Below are 19,444 nucleotides of genomic sequence, written 5' to 3'. Positions count from 1 at the left end.
AAGTTTGATGATTCTACCTATTTATATTTATGGTAATCCTGTGTTGCGCAAACAGGCACAGGACATTACACCCGATTATCCGGATTTGCAGGCTCTTATTGAAAACATGTTCGAAACCCTTACCGAAAGCGATGGCATAGGACTTGCTGCGCCTCAGATAGGACTTGATATACGCCTGGTTGTTATAGATCTTGATGTTCTTAGTGAGGACTTCCCAGAATACAAGGATTTTAAAAAGGTTTACATAAATCCTCATATTGTGGAGTATGATACTGACGGTCCCAAGGAAACAATGGAAGAAGGCTGTTTGTCACTTCCTGGAATACATGAGAATGTGACCCGTCCCAAACGCATACATGTGACATATCAGGACGCAGACTTCAACATGCACGACGAATGGGTGGATGGTTATCTGGCTCGTGTGATGCAGCATGAGTTCGATCATCTTGATGGAACAATGTTTGTTGACCGCCTCTCTCCGATGCGTAAACAGCTCATCCGCAACAAATTGAAATCTCTGTTGCAGGGCCGTTATCGTTGCGGATATCGTACAAAACCTGCGAAAAGATGAGAAAAGTACTGTCTTTCATAATGCTGATTCTGCCGCTGGGAATATTTGCGCAGTTCAATACCGATCGTCTTATGGTGACCGGCCGCAGTGCTCTCTTTTATGAAGACTATGTACTTTCAATACAGTATTTCAATCAGGTTCTTAACGTTAAGCCTTATCTTTATGATGCCTGGTTTTTCAGAGGTGTCGCGAAATTCTATCTTGACGACTATGTAGGAGCAGAAAGTGATGTGACGGAAGCTATAAAGTTGAATCCGTACATATCCGATATATATGAGCTCAGAGGTCTGTGTCGCATCCATCAGAAAAATTTTGACGGTGCAATAGGTGATTATGACAAGTCGCTTGAGTTCAATCCGTGGAATTACAATGTCTGGTATAACCGCACGTTGTGCCGCATTGAAGATAAGGATTATGAGCGTGCACAGGCAGATCTTGACACTATGATAACAAGATGGAAAACCAATGCCAAGGCTTATTCGCTGAAGGCTGAGGTTTTTCTCATGCAGAAAGACACCACCAAGGCGGATGAGTGGCTTGGCAAAAGCTTGGAGATCGATCCATACAATGCTGACGCATGGTCGGCAAAAGCCATGATAAGTTTGTCACGTTCCAAGTGGAAGGATGCGGCTGCCAGTCTTGACAAGGCTATACATCTGAAGCCTCAGAATGTGGCAAATTATGTCAATCGTGGTCTTGCGCGTTACAATTTGAACAACCTGCGTGGTGCCATGGCTGATTACGACAAGGCTATAGATCTCGATCCCAACAATTTCATGGCACGCTATAACCGTGGATTGCTTGGCATGCAGTTGGGTGACGACAATAGAGCGATAACCGACTTCGACTATGTTATTAAGATGGAGCCGGGCAACGTAATGGCTATTTTCAACAGAGCGTTGCTGCATGATCGTACTGGTGACCTGCAGGCTGCCATAAAAGACTATACGACGGTTATCAATCAATTCCCGAACTTCTGGACAGGCCTTGCGCGGAGAGCCAATTGCTATCGCCGCCTGGGAATGACGGCCAAGGCAGAACTTGATGAGTTCAAGATACTGAAGGCTCAGATGGACAAGCATCAGGGTGTGCAGCCACGCTGGAGCGCATCGAAAACCAAACAGATGCGAAAGAGAAGCGACATTGATCCGGAGAAATACAATCAGATTGTCGTTGCTGATGAGAACAAGGTGGAGCACGAGTATGAGAGCGATTATCGAGGACGCGTGCAGAACCGTTCTGTGGAACAGTCGTTCAGGCCGATGTACTTTCTAGCCATGTCGCCCTACGATAATGGTGTGAAAAGTTATCAGGCATTCTCGACTGTTGTGGAAAGGTTCAACAACACGGGTCGTGTGTTCCGTCATGTTTATGTCAACTGTATGTCGCGCCAGCTCGACAAGACCACTTCGCAGAACTATTTTGCATGTGTGGACAGTCTGTCTGCCAGAATAGATGCATCGCGAAATGTAGCCGATGTTAAGTCTGATGTACTTGTACGTTCGGTTGTATATTCATCTTTACAGAACTATGATGCTGCGATTTCCGACTTGACTACCTATTTGTCCATAGATTCCCTGTCGTCGCTTGGTTATTGGCAGCGTGCCGTATGTCTGTCGAAGATGAATGAGTTCAATGCTTCGGGCGGAACTGATGTGCGTATTGCGGCTGAGAGAGCCAGGGCGGATATGAACCAGGCTATAAAGCTCGATGCCGATAATCAGTATCTGTATTATAATCGTGGCAATATGTATGCGGCCGGAAAACTTTATGATAAGGCCATAGCCGACTATAACGAGGCTATACGACTTGATGCGAAACTCGCAGAGGCTTATTACAACCGAGGACTGGCACGCATAAACAACAAGGACGTCAATGGTGGTATCGCGGATCTGAGCAAAGCAGGAGAACTTGGACTGTATGACGCGTACAGTCTCATAAAAAAATACCAGCAGTCTGACAAGAAATCACGCTGATAAAATTATCAGCAGTAATTGTTTTTTATTGAAAGAATATATTAATTTTGCAACATAAAAAGATTAAATACTAATTTGTTATGGTAAAGATCACTTTTCCGGACGGCGTTGTTCATGAGTACGAGCAGGGCGTGACCGGTTTACAGATTGCAGAGAGCATTTCGCCTGCTCTTGCCCGCGACGTTGTATCTTGCGGCGTAAACGGCGAAACAGTAGAACTGAACCGTCCTATTCTTGAGGATGCGGATTTTGTTCTGTACAAATTTGAAGACGAAGAAGGCAAACACACTTTCTGGCACACATCGGCCCACCTGCTGGCTGAAGCCCTGCAGGAACTCTATCCGGGCATACAGTTCGGCTTTGGTCCGGCTGTTGAGAACGGATTTTTCTACGATGTAATGCCTCCTAAGGGTGTCACTATAAGCGAGAATGATTTTCCTGCCATTGAGGCAAAGATGAAGGAACTGGCCAAGAAAAACGAGCCGGTGGTACGCAAGGACGTGGCAAAAGCTGACGCTCTGGCAGAATTCAATGCTGACGGGCAGACTTATAAGTGCGAGCATATAGACCAGGATCTTGAGGATGGCACCATCTCAACTTACACACAGGGATCGTTTACCGATCTGTGTCGTGGTCCGCACCTCGTGAGCACCGGTTCCATTAAGGCTATTAAGTTGACAAGCGTGGCTGGTGCATTCTGGCGTGGCGATGCAAAGCGCGAGCAGATGACACGTATATACGGTATTACTTTCCCGAAGAAGAAAATGCTCGACGAGTATCTTCTCATGCTTGAGGAGGCTAAGAAGCGCGACCATCGCAAGATAGGACGTGAGATGGAACTCTTCATGTTCTCTGAGCGTGTGGGTAAGGGACTGCCTATATGGCTGCCGAAAGGTACTGAGTTGCGTCTGCGTCTTCAGGACATGCTGCGCAAGATACAGAAGAACTACGGTTACATGGAGGTGATCACTCCGCATATCGGAAGCAAGAACCTCTACGTTACGTCTGGTCATTATGCACACTACGGTAAGGATTCATTCCAACCGATACACACTCCGGAAGAGGATGAGGAGTATATGCTCAAACCGATGAACTGTCCTCACCACTGTGAGGTGTTCGCTTGGAAGCCGCGTTCTTACAAGGACCTGCCTCTGCGTATCGCAGAATTCGGTACAGTATACCGTTATGAGATGAGCGGTGAGCTCCATGGTCTCACTCGTGTACGTTCGTTTACACAGGACGATGCTCATATCTTCTGTCGTCCTGATCAGGTGAAGAACGAGTTCTTGAGAGTGATCGATATTATCCAGACAGTGTTCTCTACCTTCAATTTCACTGATGACAACGTAGAAGCACAGATATCTCTGCGTGATCCTAACGACCATGAGAAGTATATCGGTTCAGATGAAGTGTGGGCTTCTGCCGAGCAGGCCATCATCGAGGCTTGCCATGAAAGAGGTCTTAAGGCTAAGATTGAATACGGTGAGGCTGCATTCTATGGTCCGAAACTCGACTTCATGGTTAAGGATGCCATAGGTCGTCGTTGGCAGCTCGGTACCATACAGGTTGACTATAACCTGCCGCAGCGTTTCAAACTCGAGTACACCGACGAGGACAATACCAAGAAGACTCCTGTCATGATACACCGTGCACCATTCGGTTCTATGGAACGCTTCTGTGCTGTTCTTATCGAACACACTGCCGGTCACTTCCCATTGTGGCTCACACCGGATCAGGTTGCCATCCTTCCTATCTCAGAGAAGTATAATGATTATGCGAAGAAGGTTTGCAGATATCTTGACAATCAGGGCGTTCGTGCTTCTGTTGATAGCCGTAACGAGAAGATTGGACGCAAGATCCGCGATAATGAGATGAAGCGCATTCCTTACATGCTCGTTGTAGGTGAGAAGGAGCAGGCTGACGGAACTGTAGCCGTGCGCAAGCAGGGTGGTGGTGAACAGAGCGTTATGTCAATGGAAGACTTTGCTGCTAAGATCAATGCTGATGTAGCCGAAATGCTCAAGGCCACCGACATCCGTCCGGAATAAGAAGACTACGTTTTAGTTTTGAACATAGCAAAGGCGTTGCAGGATGATGCGCAGATGCGTTTCCTGCAGCGCTTTTTTCTTTTTACAGTTTTTGTAGCCTTTTCATATCACGTAGAAACCAGATTGTTGTGAAACACCGTTTGGAGGCATATATGTGCGGTGTATTCCATTTCGGTCTTTTCTTATTCGTGCCGTCTTGTGGAAAGGCATCCAAAACAAGCATTATGTTAAAAGAAAAACAATGAAATATTTTGCCGATTGGTTGAAATGTGGTAACTTTGCAGTCGCTTATCATAAAATAGTTGAATGAAGAATGACAAAATGAAGAATCAGTACCGCGTGAATGAGCAAATTCGCGTCAGGGAAGTACGAGTTGTAGGAGAAGACGGTTCGACTGTAATGCCGATACGTCAGGCGCTTGACATGGCCCACGATCAAGGTGTTGACCTTGTGGAGATATCTCCAAATGCACAACCTCCGGTTTGTCGTCTCATCGACTATAGCAAATTCCTGTATCAGCAGAAGAAGCATGCCAAGGAGATGAAGGCAAAGCAGGCTAAGGTTGATATAAAGGAGATACGTTTCGGACCTCAGACCGATGAGCACGACTATAACTTCAAACTCAAGCATGCAAAGGAATTCTTGAGTGAGGGAAATAAAGTGCGTGCCTATGTTTTCTTCAGAGGCCGTTCTATTCTTTTTAAGGAACAGGGTGAGGTGCTTCTCCTTCGTTTTGCCAATGATCTGGAGGAGATTGCCAAAGTGGAACAGCTCCCGAAGCTCGATGGAAAGAAGATGTTCCTCTATCTTTCGCCCAAGAAGGCTGGTGTGGCCAAGAAGAGCCAGCAAAAGCTCGACCGTGAGCGCCGTGAGGCTGAACTCAAGATCCAGAATGCTGCAAAGGCTGCTGAGGCCGAGGATGAAGTTCCGGCAAACGGAGGACTTTTCGCAAACGCAAAAATCAGCGAAGAGGCTCTGAAGAAACTCAATATGGAATAAGACGAGAAGTGCGTAACGCCGGGTATATGCGTTGCCACTCATATTAAATAATAATTTAAAACATAAAAAAATGCCAAAACAGAAGACAAAGTCCAGTGCAAAGAAGAGATTCAGCTTCACTGGTACTGGTAAGATCAAAAGACATCATGCTTACCACAGTCACATCTTGACTAAGAAAACAAAGAAGCAGAAGAGAAACCTCGTTCATCAGACAATGGTGGATGGTAGCAACCTGAAAGCGGTGCGTGATATGCTCTGCCTCCGTTAATTTTAATTAGTCAAAACATTTAAAAGGAAAACAAAACTATGCCAAGATCAGTAAATCACGTTGCTTCGAAAGCAAGAAGAACAAGAATTCTTAAACTCACCAAGGGTTACTATGGTGCAAGAAAGAATGTCTGGACGGTTGCTAAAAACACATGGGAGAAGGGTCTCACATACGCATACCGTGACCGTCGTAACAAGAAACGCAACTTCCGCTCATTGTGGATTCAGCGTATCAACGCAGCAGCACGTCTTGAGAACATGAGTTATTCTACACTTATGGGTGCGCTTCACAAAGCAGGTATCGAAATCAACCGTAAGGTTCTTGCCGATCTCGCTGTAAACAATCCTGAAGCATTCAAGGCTATTGTAGAAAAGGTGAAATAAATTAGGACATAACAAGTCTTAATATAACATAGAAAGAGAGCCGCAGTTATCAGTTTACTGCAGCTCTCTTTGTTTATATAGCTACGTGTGGCAATGGATGGCATATTCTTCATTTCTAAAATGCCAGAACAGACAAACAGAGTGTAATTCTATAGTCTGGTGAAATGCATTTACTTTATGGTAATGCTTTTGTTGTCTCTCATATCGACTGAAAACTTTTTCCTGTTTCTTCTGGTATAGTGTATGTGTTGTAATCCATATATCATATATCTGTTGTTTTGGGGATGTTTTCGAAAGAATGTGTAGCGAGTGTTCTATGGGTAATATTCTTCCATATATGAATTAAATATTCTATATTTGCATAAGTAATTATAGATATTATGAAAAAACATAATTTATATTCAAAAGCAGCATTGTTATACAATGAATATCATTGTGTCAAGTAATTTAATATACTGGTGCTTTGGGATGATATCCGATACATTTCTATTTTTCCATGCAATAAGACTTAAAATAATAAACTAAATTTATATATGGCAAATCTATTAGATGAAGTTACAGGGCCTGTTAATGATAATGGCCGTGATGTACATGTTATTGATCGTCAGTTACCTGTTGAAGTAGGGTTCGGATCCACACTTTTCGAAATTGCGTTGTGGGTGACAATACCTTGTCTTGTGTTATTGTACGTTTACTTTATGGGCAGTACATTGGAGAATCCTCTGTTGGTTGCATTTGTCGGATGTCTTGTCGGCATATTGCCGGGCGTGATATTTATCTTTATGAAAATATCTGCCCATAATTATTTCCAGCAGTTGGAGCAGCGCATTCAGGCTGAGGCTTCCAACATAGACAATTATCTCGAACAGCGTGTGCAGATTTTGCAGAATGTGGTTGGTATCGTAGAAAAAGCCATCGATCTTGACAAGGATGTCATGAAAACAGTGGCTGCCATGCGCAGCGGAACTGTAAACGAGAAGAACAGGGAGAGTGTAAGCCAACAGGTAAATATGGCTTTCGGACGCTTGTTTCCGCAGGTAGAGGCTTATCCAGAGCTTAAGGCGCATAATGCAATAGCCGATGCCATGCAGCAGAACAGCTATCTGCAGCGTGAGATAACAGCGGCGCGTACAGTATATAACAGTCGTGTTGCACAGTGGAATACTGATATTTTCAGCTGGCCTACCAAGATGATTGTGGCAGCCCGCCAAGGCTACACAACACGTATCCCGTTCACAGCTTCAGCTGAAACCCGTGAGATGGCTAGGGGAAAATTCTTCTAAAACATTTGTATGGATAACGACATATATGATCCTCTGACAGAATATCAGAAAGTGTTCCGCGACCGTTTCAAACGTGTCGCGGAACAGACTTTTGATGAACTGGCGAAAGAGGCTAATGTGGATGTCAAGGCCAACCGTATCACTTGTAGCAAGATTAGCAGCAATAATACAGAGCTGTCATTGTTGAAATCACAGATATTCCGGTGGAAAGCCTGGGGCGTTTTGCTGATTATTGCTGCTGTCGCAGGAGTCGTGGCTATAATAGCTTTTTGGAATGATCTTACCGACTTGGGTAAATGCCTCTTTTCTCTGATTGTATTTGCTGATGTGGTTTTTCTATTTAAAAAGGTGAGGCCGCAGTTGAGCGAATTGAAGTCGGAGCGTGACGATCTGTGTAATGTGATAGACAAGCTTACAAAAGAGGCGTGGAGCCAGATGGCTCCGCTTAATCGCTTGTATGATTGGGATATATTGGCACGCATGATAAGCAAGACTGTTCCGCGTCTGGAGTTTGATCCGTATTTCACGGCCCAGCGTCTTGCCGACCTGAAGAATGTTTACAAGTGGGATGACTCTTTCAATTCTGACCGCTCTGTGATATATGCCAATTCCGGGCTTATCAATGGAAATCCATTTGTTCTTTGCAGGACAAGGAAGATGATAATGGGTACTAAAATATACACGGGCAGTAAAACTATATATTGGACGACACGTGAGCGCGACTCAGACGGTAAATATCACACCGTCAGACATTCTCAGGTGCTTACGGCAAGTGTCGAGGCCGATTATCCTGAATATTACGAGAAGACACGTCTTATATATGGTAATACGGCTGCTCCGGATCTGATATTCCACAGAAAACATAGTGGATTGGCGGGGAAAGAACATTCTCTTTCGTATAAATGGAAAAAATTTAGGCTTCATAATAAGGCACGCAATCTGAGCAAATCAGACTATGCGATGATGACAAATGAAGAATTTGAAGTTGCATTCGATACCAGTAACCGTAACGACAATCAGCAATTCGCTCTGCTGTTCACTCCTCTTGCTCAGGGAAATATGCTTAAGCTGCTCAAGGATGGTTATATAGGATATGGTGATAATTTTGACTTCGACAAGCATAGAATGATAAATACTATCACACCCGAGCATCTGCAGAATCTTGACTTGGACATGAATCCGCAACAATATCGCAGCTTCGATTTTGACAAGGCAAAGAAAAATTTTAATTATATAAATTCAGTGTACTTCCGGGCTATATATTTCAGCCTGGCTCCTCTGCTTTGTGTTCCTATGTATCAGCAGATACGTCCTCAACATGAAATCTACGGGCGCGATATGAAACGTCACAGTTCGTTCTGGGAACACGAGGCATTGGCCAATTATTGGGGACAGAATCATTTTGCACATTCCAGTTGTGTCACTGATTGTATTCTTAAAACGAAGCAAAGCAATGCAATCAACGACAGCTCTACAATAACAGTTTATGCTTATGGTTATAAGTCTACAACCCGATTGACATACGTCAGCAAATATGGTGGGGATGGAAAATTTCATAATGTTCCAGTGTATTGGGATGAATATACTCCTGTTACGGGCGAAGGACAAATATACATAAAGGAAGATAATGATATGGAGAAAAGCGGTATCACCCAACAGGAACGTGTAGCACATATAGACAGAGTTCTGGATAAATCAGACATGACGCTGTACAGAAGACACATTGCTTCGAGAGTATAAGACCGTATTTTTCATGCCGCATAAAATAGCTATGGGGGAAGTGATGCATGGCTTTTATGTTTCAATAAGAATAAATGTACGGATGTTTAGCATCCGTACATTTATTGTAAGACTCTTATCATGTTGTATGATGACTGCTATAGTATAAGTCTACACAGTCTGCGTGTGTCATATTTTGAGTTCATCGTGGACGGCCTCGATAACGGATCGTTTTCTGAGAAGTAATTTACCTGAAACCGACGTCAATGCTCCATACATATTGTTTTTCAAATAGATTATAAGTTGTCTGCTGTATGTGAAGGCTCCCAAAGACAGATTCTTGCCGATTTTAAAAAGAAAAATATATGTATTCTTTAGAAAACTCAAGTGTCGAACTTACAGTTTTTCTTGACTTTATTTTGACAAAATAAAATCGCAAAAGAGATGTGAAGAATTGTTAAGCCATATATAAGAAAGGCAGGTTCAGGCTGTACTGTCTTATCATATACCCTGTAGTGGCATGCTGGATAATTCATCCTGCGTTCCGATTATGCCCGTTTTATCCTCTGTTTACGTCCGTTTTAGGGTGTGATATTGTGGGTTTCAGGCCCTGAAATGGGCAATATCATGTGCTCAAATGGTGCATTTTGTATGACAGAAAGAATCGTATTGCATACAAGTCGTTGGTATTCAGTATATTGCGCAAAGTTCTTATTTCTCGCGTATTTGCGTCCGACGGAGAGTCAGCTCGCAAATACTCGCTTATTTTTGGGGGTAGAATAGAAAACTCAAGCTAAAATATTATAAACTGCTTAGAATTTGAAATAGTCTCGCTCGTCTTTATCTCAGAAAAAAGAGAAAGGACTGAGTAGGGGGAAACCTCTGTCTTTTGTAGAAACCAGTCAGCATTGAAGTCCTGCTAGACCGCTTTATGCCATCGTTTTTATTATTACAGTTTGAATCTGTGTTTCTTGCGTGCTTTCTGTGGTGTCACGTTGTCGGGGAATCCGAATACGCCAGATCCTCCGCGTGCCTTGTTGCGGTATTGTGCCCAACGGTTTCTGATGCTTTCTACATAGCCTGCGGTTTCCTGACCGCGCATGTATCCGTATTTCACAACAGGGTCGTTGTAATATTCCGGACGGCTCAGTTTCAGAACGAATTCCGACACGTCGCTCCATGAGTGAGGGTTGCGTCCGTGTTTCTTTGCCAAAGCCATGGCGTCGCGTATATGGAAGAATCCACCGTTGTAGCTGGCCAGAATGAAGGAACAACGTTCGTTGCGGTCTCTTATATCAAGAAATTTTCCGTTGAGTGTCTTTATGTAACGGGCCGCAGCGGCGATGTTCTCTTCCGGATCAAATATGTTGGCGCGTGACAGTCCTATCATGTCCGCAGTCGCTGGCATTATCTGCATCAGACCACAGGCTCCGGCCCATGAACGTGCCTTGGGGTCGAATGTTGATTCCTGATAACATTGTGCGGCGAGCAGACGCCAGTCCCATCGGGTGAGTGGAGCGTATTTCTGGAACAGATGGTCGTATTCTGAGATTATGCCGGCAGAAGCATTGAGCATTGGAGAGTAAGTGTGGCGCCGTATGCTTCTTGGCGAATACATGAAGTCTTCCTCTTTCTTTATCTGTGCAAGCAGCTGCGGTTTGTACCAGCGGCTGAGTGTGTCCGACAATTCCTCGTTGCCTGCACTTACAGCCCATGAAGTGCTGTCTGTACCGTATCCGCAATATTTCAGACCTTTCAATTTTCGTGGCATCTGATATACTATGATGTCGCCTTCTCCGTCTTCAAGTCTTTTTATCATCTCGGCAGTGTCTCGGCAGAGCTCCACCCGCAGGGATACGCCGATATTGTGTGCGAATTTTTCACACAGCAGATATTGCGTTCCCATTCCTCGTCCGCGATAATCAAAATATGTGTCTGGGCCGCTCATTGTGAGCATTATCATTTCGCCGTTATTCTGAAGGTCTGTAAGGCTGAAATGATTCTCAACGGTCATGGTATCCTCATCTGCAACGCTGCCCCATGGAGTCATTTCCTGGGCCTTTTTCTTATTATTGCAGCTGAAAACCAATAATACTGAAAATAATATGTATAAAAATTTCAATTGCATGTAAATGGTGCACAAATGTACTACATTTCTTGCATAATTCCTTGGAAAACGGTATTTTTGTCATTATTTTTTTAATATATTTGATATTATGTTACGAATTGCCGTGCAATCTAAAGGTCGTTTGTTCGACGACACAATGAATCTGCTTGCCGAAGCCGACATCAAAGTCTGCACTAGCAAGCGCACATTATTAGTACAGTCTGTGAACTTCCCTATAGAGGTGCTGTATCTGCGCGACGACGACATTCCACAGAGCGTGGCAAGCGGTGTTGCCGATGTCGGCATTGTGGGGGAGAACGAGTTTCTGGAAAAAGAAGAGAACGCCCAGATTATATCAAGACTTGGATTCAGCAAGTGCAGACTGTCTCTTGCCATACCGAAAGAGTACAAATACAACGGCCTTGAATGGTTCAACGGTCGGCGTATAGCAACGTCTTATCCTAATATTCTGGATAAGTTTCTGAAGAAGAACGGCATCACGGCAGAGATTCATGTCATAACCGGCAGTGTAGAGATTTGCCCGGGAATAGGTCTTGCCGATGGTATTTTCGATATTGTCAGCTCAGGAAGCACGCTTATAAGCAATAATCTCAGAGAAGTTGAGGTTGTAATGGAGAGTGAGGCTCTCCTGATTGGCAACTGGAATATGGATGATGACAAGCATGCCATACTCAATGAGATGTTGTTCCGTATCGAGGCTGTGCGTTCGGCAACGGATAAGAAATATGTCATGATGAACGCCCCGAAAGACAGAATAAAGGATATAACGGCAGTGCTGCCTGGAATAAAGAGTCCGACAATCATTCCGCTGGCCGATGAAAACTGGTGTTCAATACATACAGTACTTGACGAAAAGCGATTCTGGGAGATTATCGGACGGCTTAAGGAACTTGGTGCGCAGGGAATACTTGTTACACCAATAGAAAAGATGATTCTGTTATGAAAATAGTGAGATATCCAGAACGGAAGGATTGGAAAAGCCTTCTGGAACGCCCGCATATAGACGTTTCCGAACTGAACGGAGTTGTGAAAAGCATTCTGGAGGATGTGCGCGAGAATGGAGATGATGCGGTCTGGCGATATGAAATGAAGTTTGACGGAGTGTCATTGGATGCTCTTTCTGTGACAGAACAGGAGATTGACAACGCTGTAAAAGTGGTTGACGCAGGCTTAAAAGAGGCAATTGAACTTGCACATTCCAATATAGAGAAATTTCATATGGCACAGCAGATGTCGGAGAATAGGGTGGAGACCTCTCCGGGTGTGTGCTGTTGGCAAAAAGGTGTGGCCATACAGAAAGTCGGCTTATATATTCCCGGCGGTACGGCACCGCTGTTTTCTACGGTTCTGATGCTTGCCACACCGGCAAAGATTGCTGGATGTGAGGAGATTGTATTGTGTACTCCGCCAGACAAAAACGGCAATGTCAATCCCGCCATTCTTGTTGCGGCGAAGACTGCCGGTGTCAATAAGATATACAAGATTGGTGGTGTCCAGGCCATAGGAGCTATGGCTTATGGAACAGAAACGGTGCCGAAGGTATATAAGATCTTCGGTCCGGGAAACCGTTTTGTAATGGCTGCAAAGCAGCATGTGAGCCTTTCTGATGTGGCGATTGATATGCCGGCAGGTCCTTCGGAAGTTTGTGTTATTGCAGACGAAAGCAGCAATGCGGAGTTTGTTGCGGCTGATCTTTTATCACAAGCGGAGCATGGTGCAGACTCACAGGTGCTCCTCATAAGTACGTCGGAGGCCATGGCAGAGCAAGTGAGCATGGAGATAGAACGCCAGCTTGAGCTTCTGCCACGTCGAGATATAGCCGTGCAATCACTTGAGAACAGTCTTTGTATAGTTGCTCACGACAGCAGCGAGGCGATGGATATAAGTAATACTTATGCTCCGGAGCACCTTGTCATAGCTACGGAAGACTATGAACAGCTTGCTGAAAAGGTGATCAATGCAGGGAGTGTTTTCCTTGGGAAGTATGCATGTGAGAGTGCCGGAGATTATGCAAGTGGGACAAACCATACGTTGCCAACCCACGGATATGCCATGGCTTACAACGGAGTGAATCTTGACAGTTATATCCGCAAGATAACATTCCAGCACATCACGCCGGAGGGAGTTATGTCCATTGGGCGTGCAGTGGAGCTTATGGCAGAGAACGAACATCTTGATGCGCATAAGAATGCGATGACCGTACGTATGAGAAATATTGAGAACAAATGAAAAAACTGGAAGAACTACTACGCGATAATATCCTGAAGCTGTCACCATACAGTTGTGCAAGAAACGAATACAGCGGACATACAGCCACCGTATTGCTTGATGCAAACGAGAATCCGTATAATAATCCTTACAACCGTTACCCGGATCCGCTGCAGGTGGAGCTGAAAAAGATGATGGCCAAGCTCAAAGGTGTATTGCCGGAACAGATATGTTTCGGCAACGGAAGTGACGAGATAATCGATCTGTTGTACCGTTGTTTCTGCCGTCCGGCGGTTGACAATGTTGTGGCAATAGAGCCGACATATGGCATGTATAAGGTTTGCGCCGACATAAACGATGTGCAATACCGTCCTGTGATGCTTGATGATAAATTCCAGATTGATTCAGAGGCGCTGTTGAAAGCATGCGATGATAACACAAAACTCATATGGATATGCTCGCCGAACAATCCTACCGGAAATCTGATAGACAGCGGTGAGATAGAGAAAGTGGTGAATGCATTTGATGGTATCGTGGTTATTGATGAGGCGTATACTGATTTTTCGCGTGCAGTTCCTTTCAGACTAAAACTTGCAAAATATGAAAATATAGTTGTGCTCAACACTATGAGTAAGGCCTGGGGGTGTGCTGGAATAAGACTCGGAATGGCTTTTGCACGCAAGGAAATCATAGATGTGTTCAATAAGGTGAAATATCCTTATAACATAAATGTGCTTACCCAGAAGTGTGCCATTGATGCGTTGAAGGATTCGTTCAGAGTGGAGAAGTGGATAAATACTATTGTAGTGGAACGCAACAGGATGATGAATGCTTTCCAGATGTTGCCGATATGCAGTAAGGTATATCCCACGGATGCCAATTTCTTCCTTGCAAAGATGGATGATGCACAGGCGATATATGATTATCTTGTGAAGAATGGAATAATTGTGCGCAACCGTACCAATGTATGTATGTGTAACAATTGTCTGCGTGTGACTATAGGTACGAGAAACGAGAACAATGCGCTTCTTGCTGCTTTAAGACAATATTGATAAGACAATAAAAATCCCGGCATATCATAAAGGTATGCCGGGATTAACATATAGATTTGCTTTACAGTACTTAATTATTTTGCTTCCTCAGTATTGTTTTCTGTATTTTCGGTAGCTTCAGCTACAGGAGCAGCTTCTTCTTCCTTCTTTTCAACAGGAGCGTTTTCTGCAACAACCTTTACAGGGAGCTTAACCTCAACTTCTTTGTGGAAGTGGATAACAGCCTCATAGTCGCCTACGCTCTTGATGTCGCGCATTGTAATGATCTTGCGGTCAATGTCGAAGCCGAGTTTCTTCAGTTCGTCAGCAACGATGTTTGTGTTTACAGAACCGTAAGTAACACCGGTAGCACTTACCTTAGCAGCGATTACAAGTGAAACATTGTTGAGTGCTTCAGCCTTCTTCTCTGCTTCAGCCTTGATAACAGCAAGTTTGTGAGCCTGCTGTTTCAGGTTCTCTGCAAGTACTTTCTTTGCAGACTCAGATGCGATAACACCTTTTCCTGTCGGGATGAGGTAGTTACGTCCGTATCCGCTCTTTACGTTTACAATATCGTTCTTGTAGCCTAAGCCGATGATATCTTCTTTCAGTATTATTTCCATATTGTCGTTCCTCCTTTTTTATTTCATCAAATCGGTTACATATGGAAGCAAAGCTATCTGGCGTGCGCGCTTGATGGCCTGTGCCACACGACGCTGATATTTCAGAGAAGTACCGGTAATGCGACGCGGAAGGATCTTACCCTGCTCGTTCAAGAACTTCTTGAGGAACTCAGGATCCTTGTAGTCGATATACTTAATACCGCTTTTCTTGAAACGGCAATACTTTTTCTTTCTTGTATCCACTGAAGGTGGAGTCAAATAACGAATTTCTGATTCTACTGCTGCCATAAATTAAGCCTCCTCTTTTTTAGCAAATTTGTTACGTCTCTTCTCAGCGTACTGCGCAGCGTACTTGTCGAGTTTGACTGTTATGAAACGGATTACTTTCTCGTCGCGGCGGAAGCCAGTTTCGAGAGTCTTAACGATTGTAGGCTCAGCCTTGTACTCAAGCAGGCAGTAAAAACCTGTTGATTTCTTCTGAATAGCATAAGCCATTTTTTTCAATCCCCAGGTTTCCTCATTCAGGATCTCTGCACCGTTGTCGGTCAGGAGTTTCTTGAATTTAGCAACCGCTTCCTTCATCTGATCATCAGACAAAACGGGAGTCAAAATGAAAACGGTTTCGTATTGATTCATATTAAAAATAAATTGTTAAATGATTTAATTTTGCAAAATGCGGTGCAAAGGTACTTATTTTAATCGATAGAAACGAAGTCTGACTTGGCTTATTTGTGTATTTAACAATTTTTAGAATTATAAGATGGCTGTGATATACCGAACTTTAATATTTTTGCAGCGGAAAATATAAGTGCGATGAAACGGTTTTTAAAGAATTACCTGTGGATACTTCTTGTATGTATTGGTGTGATGATTATATTTGTCCTGTATCTTCTCGGTTGGACAAACTCGAATATAGTCAACATCCTTGCATCCCTTATGATTCTGACTGGGATTGTTTTGTATGTTTACAAAATGAAAAAGAACAGCATATATTAGCTTTTCTGGCAGCGGCCGCTGCGTGCCGGGCGATGGAACTATGGTATGTGAACGGTCTTCGGTCATACCATGAAATAGTGTTGCATCATTTCTTGTCCTGGGCTCATTCCCCGCAAGACATAGTAAGAGTTGTGCGCTGCACCGTGTCGGGCAACGTCTGTTTTCTGAAAGATACTTCTTTTTACAGTCTTTGGGGAGATAAGTAGAAATTCAACGGAGATTGGTTATGATAAAAGACTGCGACTTCGTCTCCGGATCAGCGTTGTCGCCTTATGCTGAAAGAAATTGATCCGTGGCACTTTCAGATTTTCAGTATGCTGCGATATTTTCGTCCGAGTTTTCTGTTCTACCCCTAAAAATAAGCGAGTATTTGCGTGCTGACTCTCCGTCGGACGCAAATTCGCGAAAAATAAGAACTTTGCACAAAGGACTGAACATCAATAGCTTACGTTTAAAGTTAATTTTTCCGTCTTACAATAAGCATCGTTCTGGCATGTGATACAGTCCATTTCATGACCTGAAACCATACAATATCACACCCTAAAACAGACGTAAACAGAGGATAAAACGGGCATAATTGGAATGCAAGATGAATTATCCGGCATTCCACTATAGGGTATATGATAAGACTGTACAGTCTGAACCGGCCTTTCTTATATGTGGTTTAACATTCCTTTACATCTCTTTTGTGAAAAATTTTTGTCAAGAAAAAGTCAAGAAAAATTGTAAGTTTGTAGTCTGAGTTTTCTTTAAAAACACAGACATGGGGCGTGAAAATAAACACGAAAAACATAAGAAGATCTTGAGAGGATGAATTATCGGTTGGGGCAACGTGAGTTTGTTATTATGTGAGAAAGCGTATTGCACGGTTTATGTCATTACGCTCTGTCGGATATTTTCCGGCATTATATGGCACTTCATAAATAAAAACAATCCCCACATAATTCCTGTTGAGCTCTTTTTGTGTCACAGGTGAGATAAAAGTGCTGTTCTTTGTCCTATTAGTAAGTTATAGGTGTAATGCAGAGAACATTATTTCTCCAGTTTGTTTTTATGTATTCTTGTTGCCGTGTATGCACGTCATGTCAATTATGGTATATAAAAAATCAGGCTCCCTCGATAGAAGGAACCTGATTGTTGTGTATGTTTTAAAGGCTCGTTATTATTCGCCCTTTATAGCAGCAACACCCGGAAGAACTTTTCCTTCGATTGCCTCGAGCATAGCACCACCACCTGTTGAAACGTAGCTTACCTGATCAGCCAGACCGAACTTGTTGACAGCAGCAACAGAGTCACCACCACCTACGAGTGAGTAAGCACCGTTTTCCTTTGTAGCCTGTGCTACATATTTTGCTATTTCGCCTGTTCCGTGTGCGAAGTTCTCGAACTCGAATACACCTACAGGGCCGTTCCACAGAATTGTCTTTGATCCGAGGATGATCTTCTTCCAGATTTCAAGGCTCTCTTCAGAAGCGTCCATACCTTCCCATCCGTCAGGAATGTTGTAGATGTCAACAACCTTGCGCTCTGCGTCGTTAGAGAATTCGTTTGCTGCAACAGTTGCAACAGAGAGGCTGAGGTTAACGCCCTTCTTCTTAGCTTCTTCGATAACATTCAGTGCCTCCGGCATGAGGTCGTCCTCATGGAGAGACTCACCGATCTTACCACCCTGTGCTTTGATGAATGTGTAACCCATACCACCACCGATGATGAGGTTGTCCACCTTGTCCAGGAGGTTCTTGATAACGCCGAGTTTTGAGCTTACCTTAGAACCGCCGATAATGGCTGTGAACGGATGCTGTGCGTTCTTCAGCACGTTGTCGATAGCGGTTACTTCCTTCTCCATCAGATAACCCAACATCTTTGAGTCTGCGTCGAAGTAGTCAGCGATAACTGCTGTAGAAGCATGCTTGCGGTGAGCTGTTCCGAAAGCGTCGTTAACGTAAACGTCTGCATAAGAAGCCAGCTTCTTTGCGAAGTCTTTCTGACGCTTCTTCATTTCGTCCTTTGCTGCTGCGTAAGCAGGATCAGCTTTGTCGATACCAACCGGTTTGCCTTCCTCTTCAGGATAGAAGCGGAGGTTTTCGAGCAGAAGAGCCTCGCCCGGCTTCAGAGCCTGTGCTGCCTCGTCGGCATTAGCGCAGTCAGGAGCGAATGCAACTTCTACACCAAGTGCCTTTGCAACGTCCTCTTTGATCTGTCCGAGAGACATCTTTGGGTTCACTTTGCCTTTGGGTTTGCCCATATGGCTCATCATTATGAGGGCACCACCGTCAGCAAGCACTTTCTTAAGTGTAGGAAGTGCACCGCGGATACGAGTGTCGTCTGTTACTTTTCCATTCTCATCCAATGGAACATTGAAGTCCACGCGAACGATTGCCTTCTTGCCGGCAAAATTGAATTGATCGATTTTCATTTATCTTAAATATTTAAGTTGGATATTATTTTCTCTGCACGCAAAATTAATAATAAAAGTTGACATTGCCAATGTTGAAATCCGAAAATTATATGTATTTAACCGCTTTGTGCGTGTCTTGCTGTGCGGTGTGCCGCTATTGATTTTCGTATTCGGTTCTGTCGTCTATTCCGGCAAGCGCCAGAGCCTCTTTTCTTTCGATGCAGGTGCCGCATTTTCCGCAGTGTTTCTCACCGCCCTTGTAACAGCTCCATGTTTCGGAATAATCTATTCCGAGACGCTTTCCTATGGCAGCGATGTCGGCTTTGGTTATGTTTGTGTATGGCGCATCGATGCTCACATCCTCGTATGTGCCGTTTATTATCGCCTCGTTCATTGCCTTTATGAATTCCGGACGGCAGTCCGGATATATCGTATGGTCACCTCCATGGTTTGCAATGAGAATCTTTTTCAGTCCGTTGCTTTCGGCGATTCCGGCTGCTATTGACAGCATTATGCCGTTGCGGAACGGTACCACTGTCGATTTCATGTTCTCGTCAGCGTAGTGTCCTTCGGGTATGGCGTCGCCGCCTTCGAGCAGGCTGCTTGTGAAATACCTGTGCATGAAGTCGAGTTTTATCACTATGTGTTTTATGTTGAGGCGTTCACAGTGCACCTTCGCCCATGCTATCTCTTTTGCATTGTGGTTGCTGCCGTAATCGAACGTAACGGCAAGTGCAATTTCATCCTTCTTGTCGTAGAGCAGCGTGATGCTGTCCATTCCGCCGCTGACAACTATTACAGAATCTTTCATGA

At 44.1% G+C, this 19,444-nt stretch carries 18 protein-coding genes; 11 read left to right on the top strand and 7 right to left on the bottom strand.

From position 1 onward, the window contains the following. The first annotated feature begins 7 nt into the window (after window positions 1-7). The 8 genes from def to WKT13_RS07855 all read left to right on the top strand — a co-directional run bounded on the left by def (window position 8) and on the right by WKT13_RS07855 (window position 9,268). Window positions 8-571 (top strand): peptide deformylase, encoded by a 564-nt coding sequence (gene def / locus WKT13_RS07890; RefSeq protein WP_340323479.1) that lies wholly within the window; start codon window positions 8-10, stop codon window positions 569-571. Next, complete coding sequence (locus WKT13_RS07885; protein ID WP_340323478.1) at window positions 568-2,547, top strand: tetratricopeptide repeat protein; 1,980 nt, start codon at window positions 568-570, stop codon at window positions 2,545-2,547. The genes def and WKT13_RS07885 overlap by 4 nt, the downstream gene beginning before the upstream one ends. An 80-nt stretch (window positions 2,548-2,627) precedes the next feature. Next, window positions 2,628-4,595 carry a threonine--tRNA ligase gene (gene thrS / locus WKT13_RS07880; RefSeq protein ID WP_340323477.1) on the top strand — a complete coding sequence of 656 codons (1,968 nt, stop codon included), beginning with the start codon at window positions 2,628-2,630 and terminating at the stop codon, window positions 4,593-4,595. A 306-nt stretch (window positions 4,596-4,901) separates the two neighbouring features. Further along, a complete protein-coding gene (gene infC, locus WKT13_RS07875) occupies window positions 4,902-5,594 on the top strand; it encodes a translation initiation factor IF-3 (protein ID WP_298621434.1) in 693 nt (230 codons plus the stop codon). Window positions 5,595-5,664: 70 nt separating this feature from the next. After that, on the top strand, window positions 5,665-5,862 hold the full coding sequence (gene rpmI / locus WKT13_RS07870) for a 50S ribosomal protein L35 (protein ID WP_298621432.1): 198 nt from the start codon (window positions 5,665-5,667) through the stop codon (window positions 5,860-5,862). Window positions 5,863-5,900: 38 nt separating this feature from the next. Then, a complete protein-coding gene (gene rplT, locus WKT13_RS07865; RefSeq protein WP_298621430.1) occupies window positions 5,901-6,245 on the top strand; it encodes a 50S ribosomal protein L20 in 345 nt (114 codons plus the stop codon). Window positions 6,246-6,778: 533 nt separating this feature from the next. Beyond that, the gene (locus WKT13_RS07860) at window positions 6,779-7,528 is read left to right on the top strand and encodes a LemA family protein (protein ID WP_340323476.1); all 750 of its coding nucleotides are present in this window, start codon (window positions 6,779-6,781) and stop codon (window positions 7,526-7,528) included. A gap of 9 nt (window positions 7,529-7,537) precedes the next feature. After that, window positions 7,538-9,268 carry an MAG1210 family protein gene (locus WKT13_RS07855; protein ID WP_340323475.1) on the top strand — a complete coding sequence of 577 codons (1,731 nt, stop codon included), beginning with the start codon at window positions 7,538-7,540 and terminating at the stop codon, window positions 9,266-9,268. A 168-nt stretch (window positions 9,269-9,436) separates the two neighbouring features. On the opposite strand, the gene WKT13_RS07850 is transcribed toward WKT13_RS07855, so the two are convergent. Further along, window positions 9,437-9,634 (bottom strand): transposase, encoded by a 198-nt coding sequence (locus WKT13_RS07850; protein ID WP_445323592.1) that lies wholly within the window; start codon window positions 9,632-9,634, stop codon window positions 9,437-9,439. A gap of 562 nt (window positions 9,635-10,196) precedes the next feature. After that, window positions 10,197-11,375: a transglycosylase SLT domain-containing protein gene (locus tag WKT13_RS07845; RefSeq protein WP_340323474.1), complete on the bottom strand. Its 1,179-nt coding sequence runs from the start codon at window positions 11,373-11,375 to the stop codon at window positions 10,197-10,199. A gap of 88 nt (window positions 11,376-11,463) precedes the next feature. Here WKT13_RS07845 and hisG point away from each other — a divergent pair, with 88 nt between their 5' ends. Genes hisG through hisC form a run of 3 tightly spaced genes read left to right on the top strand, consistent with a single transcriptional unit; the run spans window position 11,464 to window position 14,635 of the window. Further along, window positions 11,464-12,318 (top strand): ATP phosphoribosyltransferase, encoded by an 855-nt coding sequence (gene hisG, locus WKT13_RS07840; RefSeq protein ID WP_298621423.1) that lies wholly within the window; start codon window positions 11,464-11,466, stop codon window positions 12,316-12,318. Beyond that, window positions 12,315-13,604: a histidinol dehydrogenase gene (gene hisD, locus WKT13_RS07835; protein ID WP_340323473.1), complete on the top strand. Its 1,290-nt coding sequence runs from the start codon at window positions 12,315-12,317 to the stop codon at window positions 13,602-13,604. The genes hisG and hisD overlap by 4 nt, the downstream gene beginning before the upstream one ends. Then, on the top strand, window positions 13,601-14,635 hold the full coding sequence (gene hisC / locus WKT13_RS07830; protein ID WP_340323472.1) for a histidinol-phosphate transaminase: 1,035 nt from the start codon (window positions 13,601-13,603) through the stop codon (window positions 14,633-14,635). The genes hisD and hisC overlap by 4 nt, the downstream gene beginning before the upstream one ends. A gap of 74 nt (window positions 14,636-14,709) precedes the next feature. Here hisC and rplI read toward each other — a convergent pair whose 3' ends face one another. The 5 genes from rplI to queC all read right to left on the bottom strand — a co-directional run bounded on the left by rplI (window position 14,710) and on the right by queC (window position 19,442). Further along, window positions 14,710-15,237, bottom strand: a complete 528-nt coding sequence (rplI, locus tag WKT13_RS07825; RefSeq protein WP_298621418.1) for a 50S ribosomal protein L9 — start codon at window positions 15,235-15,237, stop codon at window positions 14,710-14,712. A gap of 18 nt (window positions 15,238-15,255) precedes the next feature. Continuing rightward, the gene (gene rpsR, locus WKT13_RS07820) at window positions 15,256-15,525 is read right to left on the bottom strand and encodes a 30S ribosomal protein S18 (RefSeq protein WP_021993604.1); all 270 of its coding nucleotides are present in this window, start codon (window positions 15,523-15,525) and stop codon (window positions 15,256-15,258) included. Window positions 15,526-15,528: 3 nt separating this feature from the next. Further along, window positions 15,529-15,873 carry a 30S ribosomal protein S6 gene (gene rpsF / locus WKT13_RS07815; RefSeq protein WP_298621416.1) on the bottom strand — a complete coding sequence of 115 codons (345 nt, stop codon included), beginning with the start codon at window positions 15,871-15,873 and terminating at the stop codon, window positions 15,529-15,531. A gap of 1,522 nt (window positions 15,874-17,395) precedes the next feature. Next, window positions 17,396-18,649, bottom strand: a complete 1,254-nt coding sequence (locus WKT13_RS07810; protein ID WP_298618329.1) for a phosphoglycerate kinase — start codon at window positions 18,647-18,649, stop codon at window positions 17,396-17,398. A gap of 136 nt (window positions 18,650-18,785) precedes the next feature. Next, entirely contained in the window at window positions 18,786-19,442 is a 657-nt protein-coding gene (queC, locus tag WKT13_RS07805) for a 7-cyano-7-deazaguanine synthase QueC (RefSeq protein WP_298618330.1), read from the bottom strand. Between the last annotated feature and the right edge of the window lie 2 nt (window positions 19,443-19,444).

The sequence above is a fragment of the Prevotella sp. HCN-7019 genome, from assembly GCF_037890215.1.
Taxonomy (GTDB): Bacteria; Bacteroidota; Bacteroidia; order Bacteroidales; family Bacteroidaceae; genus Prevotella.
Note: the sequence above shows the minus strand (reverse complement) of the source record. Positions and strands in the feature narration are given on the sequence as shown.

Excerpts from the sequence above, each read along its gene's own strand:
- def (WP_340323479.1), top strand. The coding sequence starts at position 8 with ATGATTCTACCTATTTATATTTATGGTAATCCTGTGTTGCGCAAACAG.
- WKT13_RS07885 (WP_340323478.1), top strand. The coding sequence starts at position 568 with ATGAGAAAAGTACTGTCTTTCATAATGCTGATTCTGCCGCTGGGAATA.
- thrS (WP_340323477.1), top strand. The coding sequence starts at position 2,628 with ATGGTAAAGATCACTTTTCCGGACGGCGTTGTTCATGAGTACGAGCAG.
- infC (WP_298621434.1), top strand. The coding sequence starts at position 4,902 with ATGAAGAATGACAAAATGAAGAATCAGTACCGCGTGAATGAGCAAATT.
- rpmI (WP_298621432.1), top strand. The coding sequence starts at position 5,665 with ATGCCAAAACAGAAGACAAAGTCCAGTGCAAAGAAGAGATTCAGCTTC.
- rplT (WP_298621430.1), top strand. The coding sequence starts at position 5,901 with ATGCCAAGATCAGTAAATCACGTTGCTTCGAAAGCAAGAAGAACAAGA.
- WKT13_RS07860 (WP_340323476.1), top strand. The coding sequence starts at position 6,779 with ATGGCAAATCTATTAGATGAAGTTACAGGGCCTGTTAATGATAATGGC.
- WKT13_RS07855 (WP_340323475.1), top strand. The coding sequence starts at position 7,538 with ATGGATAACGACATATATGATCCTCTGACAGAATATCAGAAAGTGTTC.
- WKT13_RS07845 (WP_340323474.1), bottom strand. The coding sequence starts at position 11,375 with ATGCAATTGAAATTTTTATACATATTATTTTCAGTATTATTGGTTTTC.
- hisG (WP_298621423.1), top strand. The coding sequence starts at position 11,464 with ATGTTACGAATTGCCGTGCAATCTAAAGGTCGTTTGTTCGACGACACA.
- hisD (WP_340323473.1), top strand. The coding sequence starts at position 12,315 with ATGAAAATAGTGAGATATCCAGAACGGAAGGATTGGAAAAGCCTTCTG.
- hisC (WP_340323472.1), top strand. The coding sequence starts at position 13,601 with ATGAAAAAACTGGAAGAACTACTACGCGATAATATCCTGAAGCTGTCA.
- rplI (WP_298621418.1), bottom strand. The coding sequence starts at position 15,237 with ATGGAAATAATACTGAAAGAAGATATCATCGGCTTAGGCTACAAGAAC.
- rpsR (WP_021993604.1), bottom strand. The coding sequence starts at position 15,525 with ATGGCAGCAGTAGAATCAGAAATTCGTTATTTGACTCCACCTTCAGTG.
- rpsF (WP_298621416.1), bottom strand. The coding sequence starts at position 15,873 with ATGAATCAATACGAAACCGTTTTCATTTTGACTCCCGTTTTGTCTGAT.
- WKT13_RS07810 (WP_298618329.1), bottom strand. The coding sequence starts at position 18,649 with ATGAAAATCGATCAATTCAATTTTGCCGGCAAGAAGGCAATCGTTCGC.
- queC (WP_298618330.1), bottom strand. The coding sequence starts at position 19,442 with ATGAAAGATTCTGTAATAGTTGTCAGCGGCGGAATGGACAGCATCACG.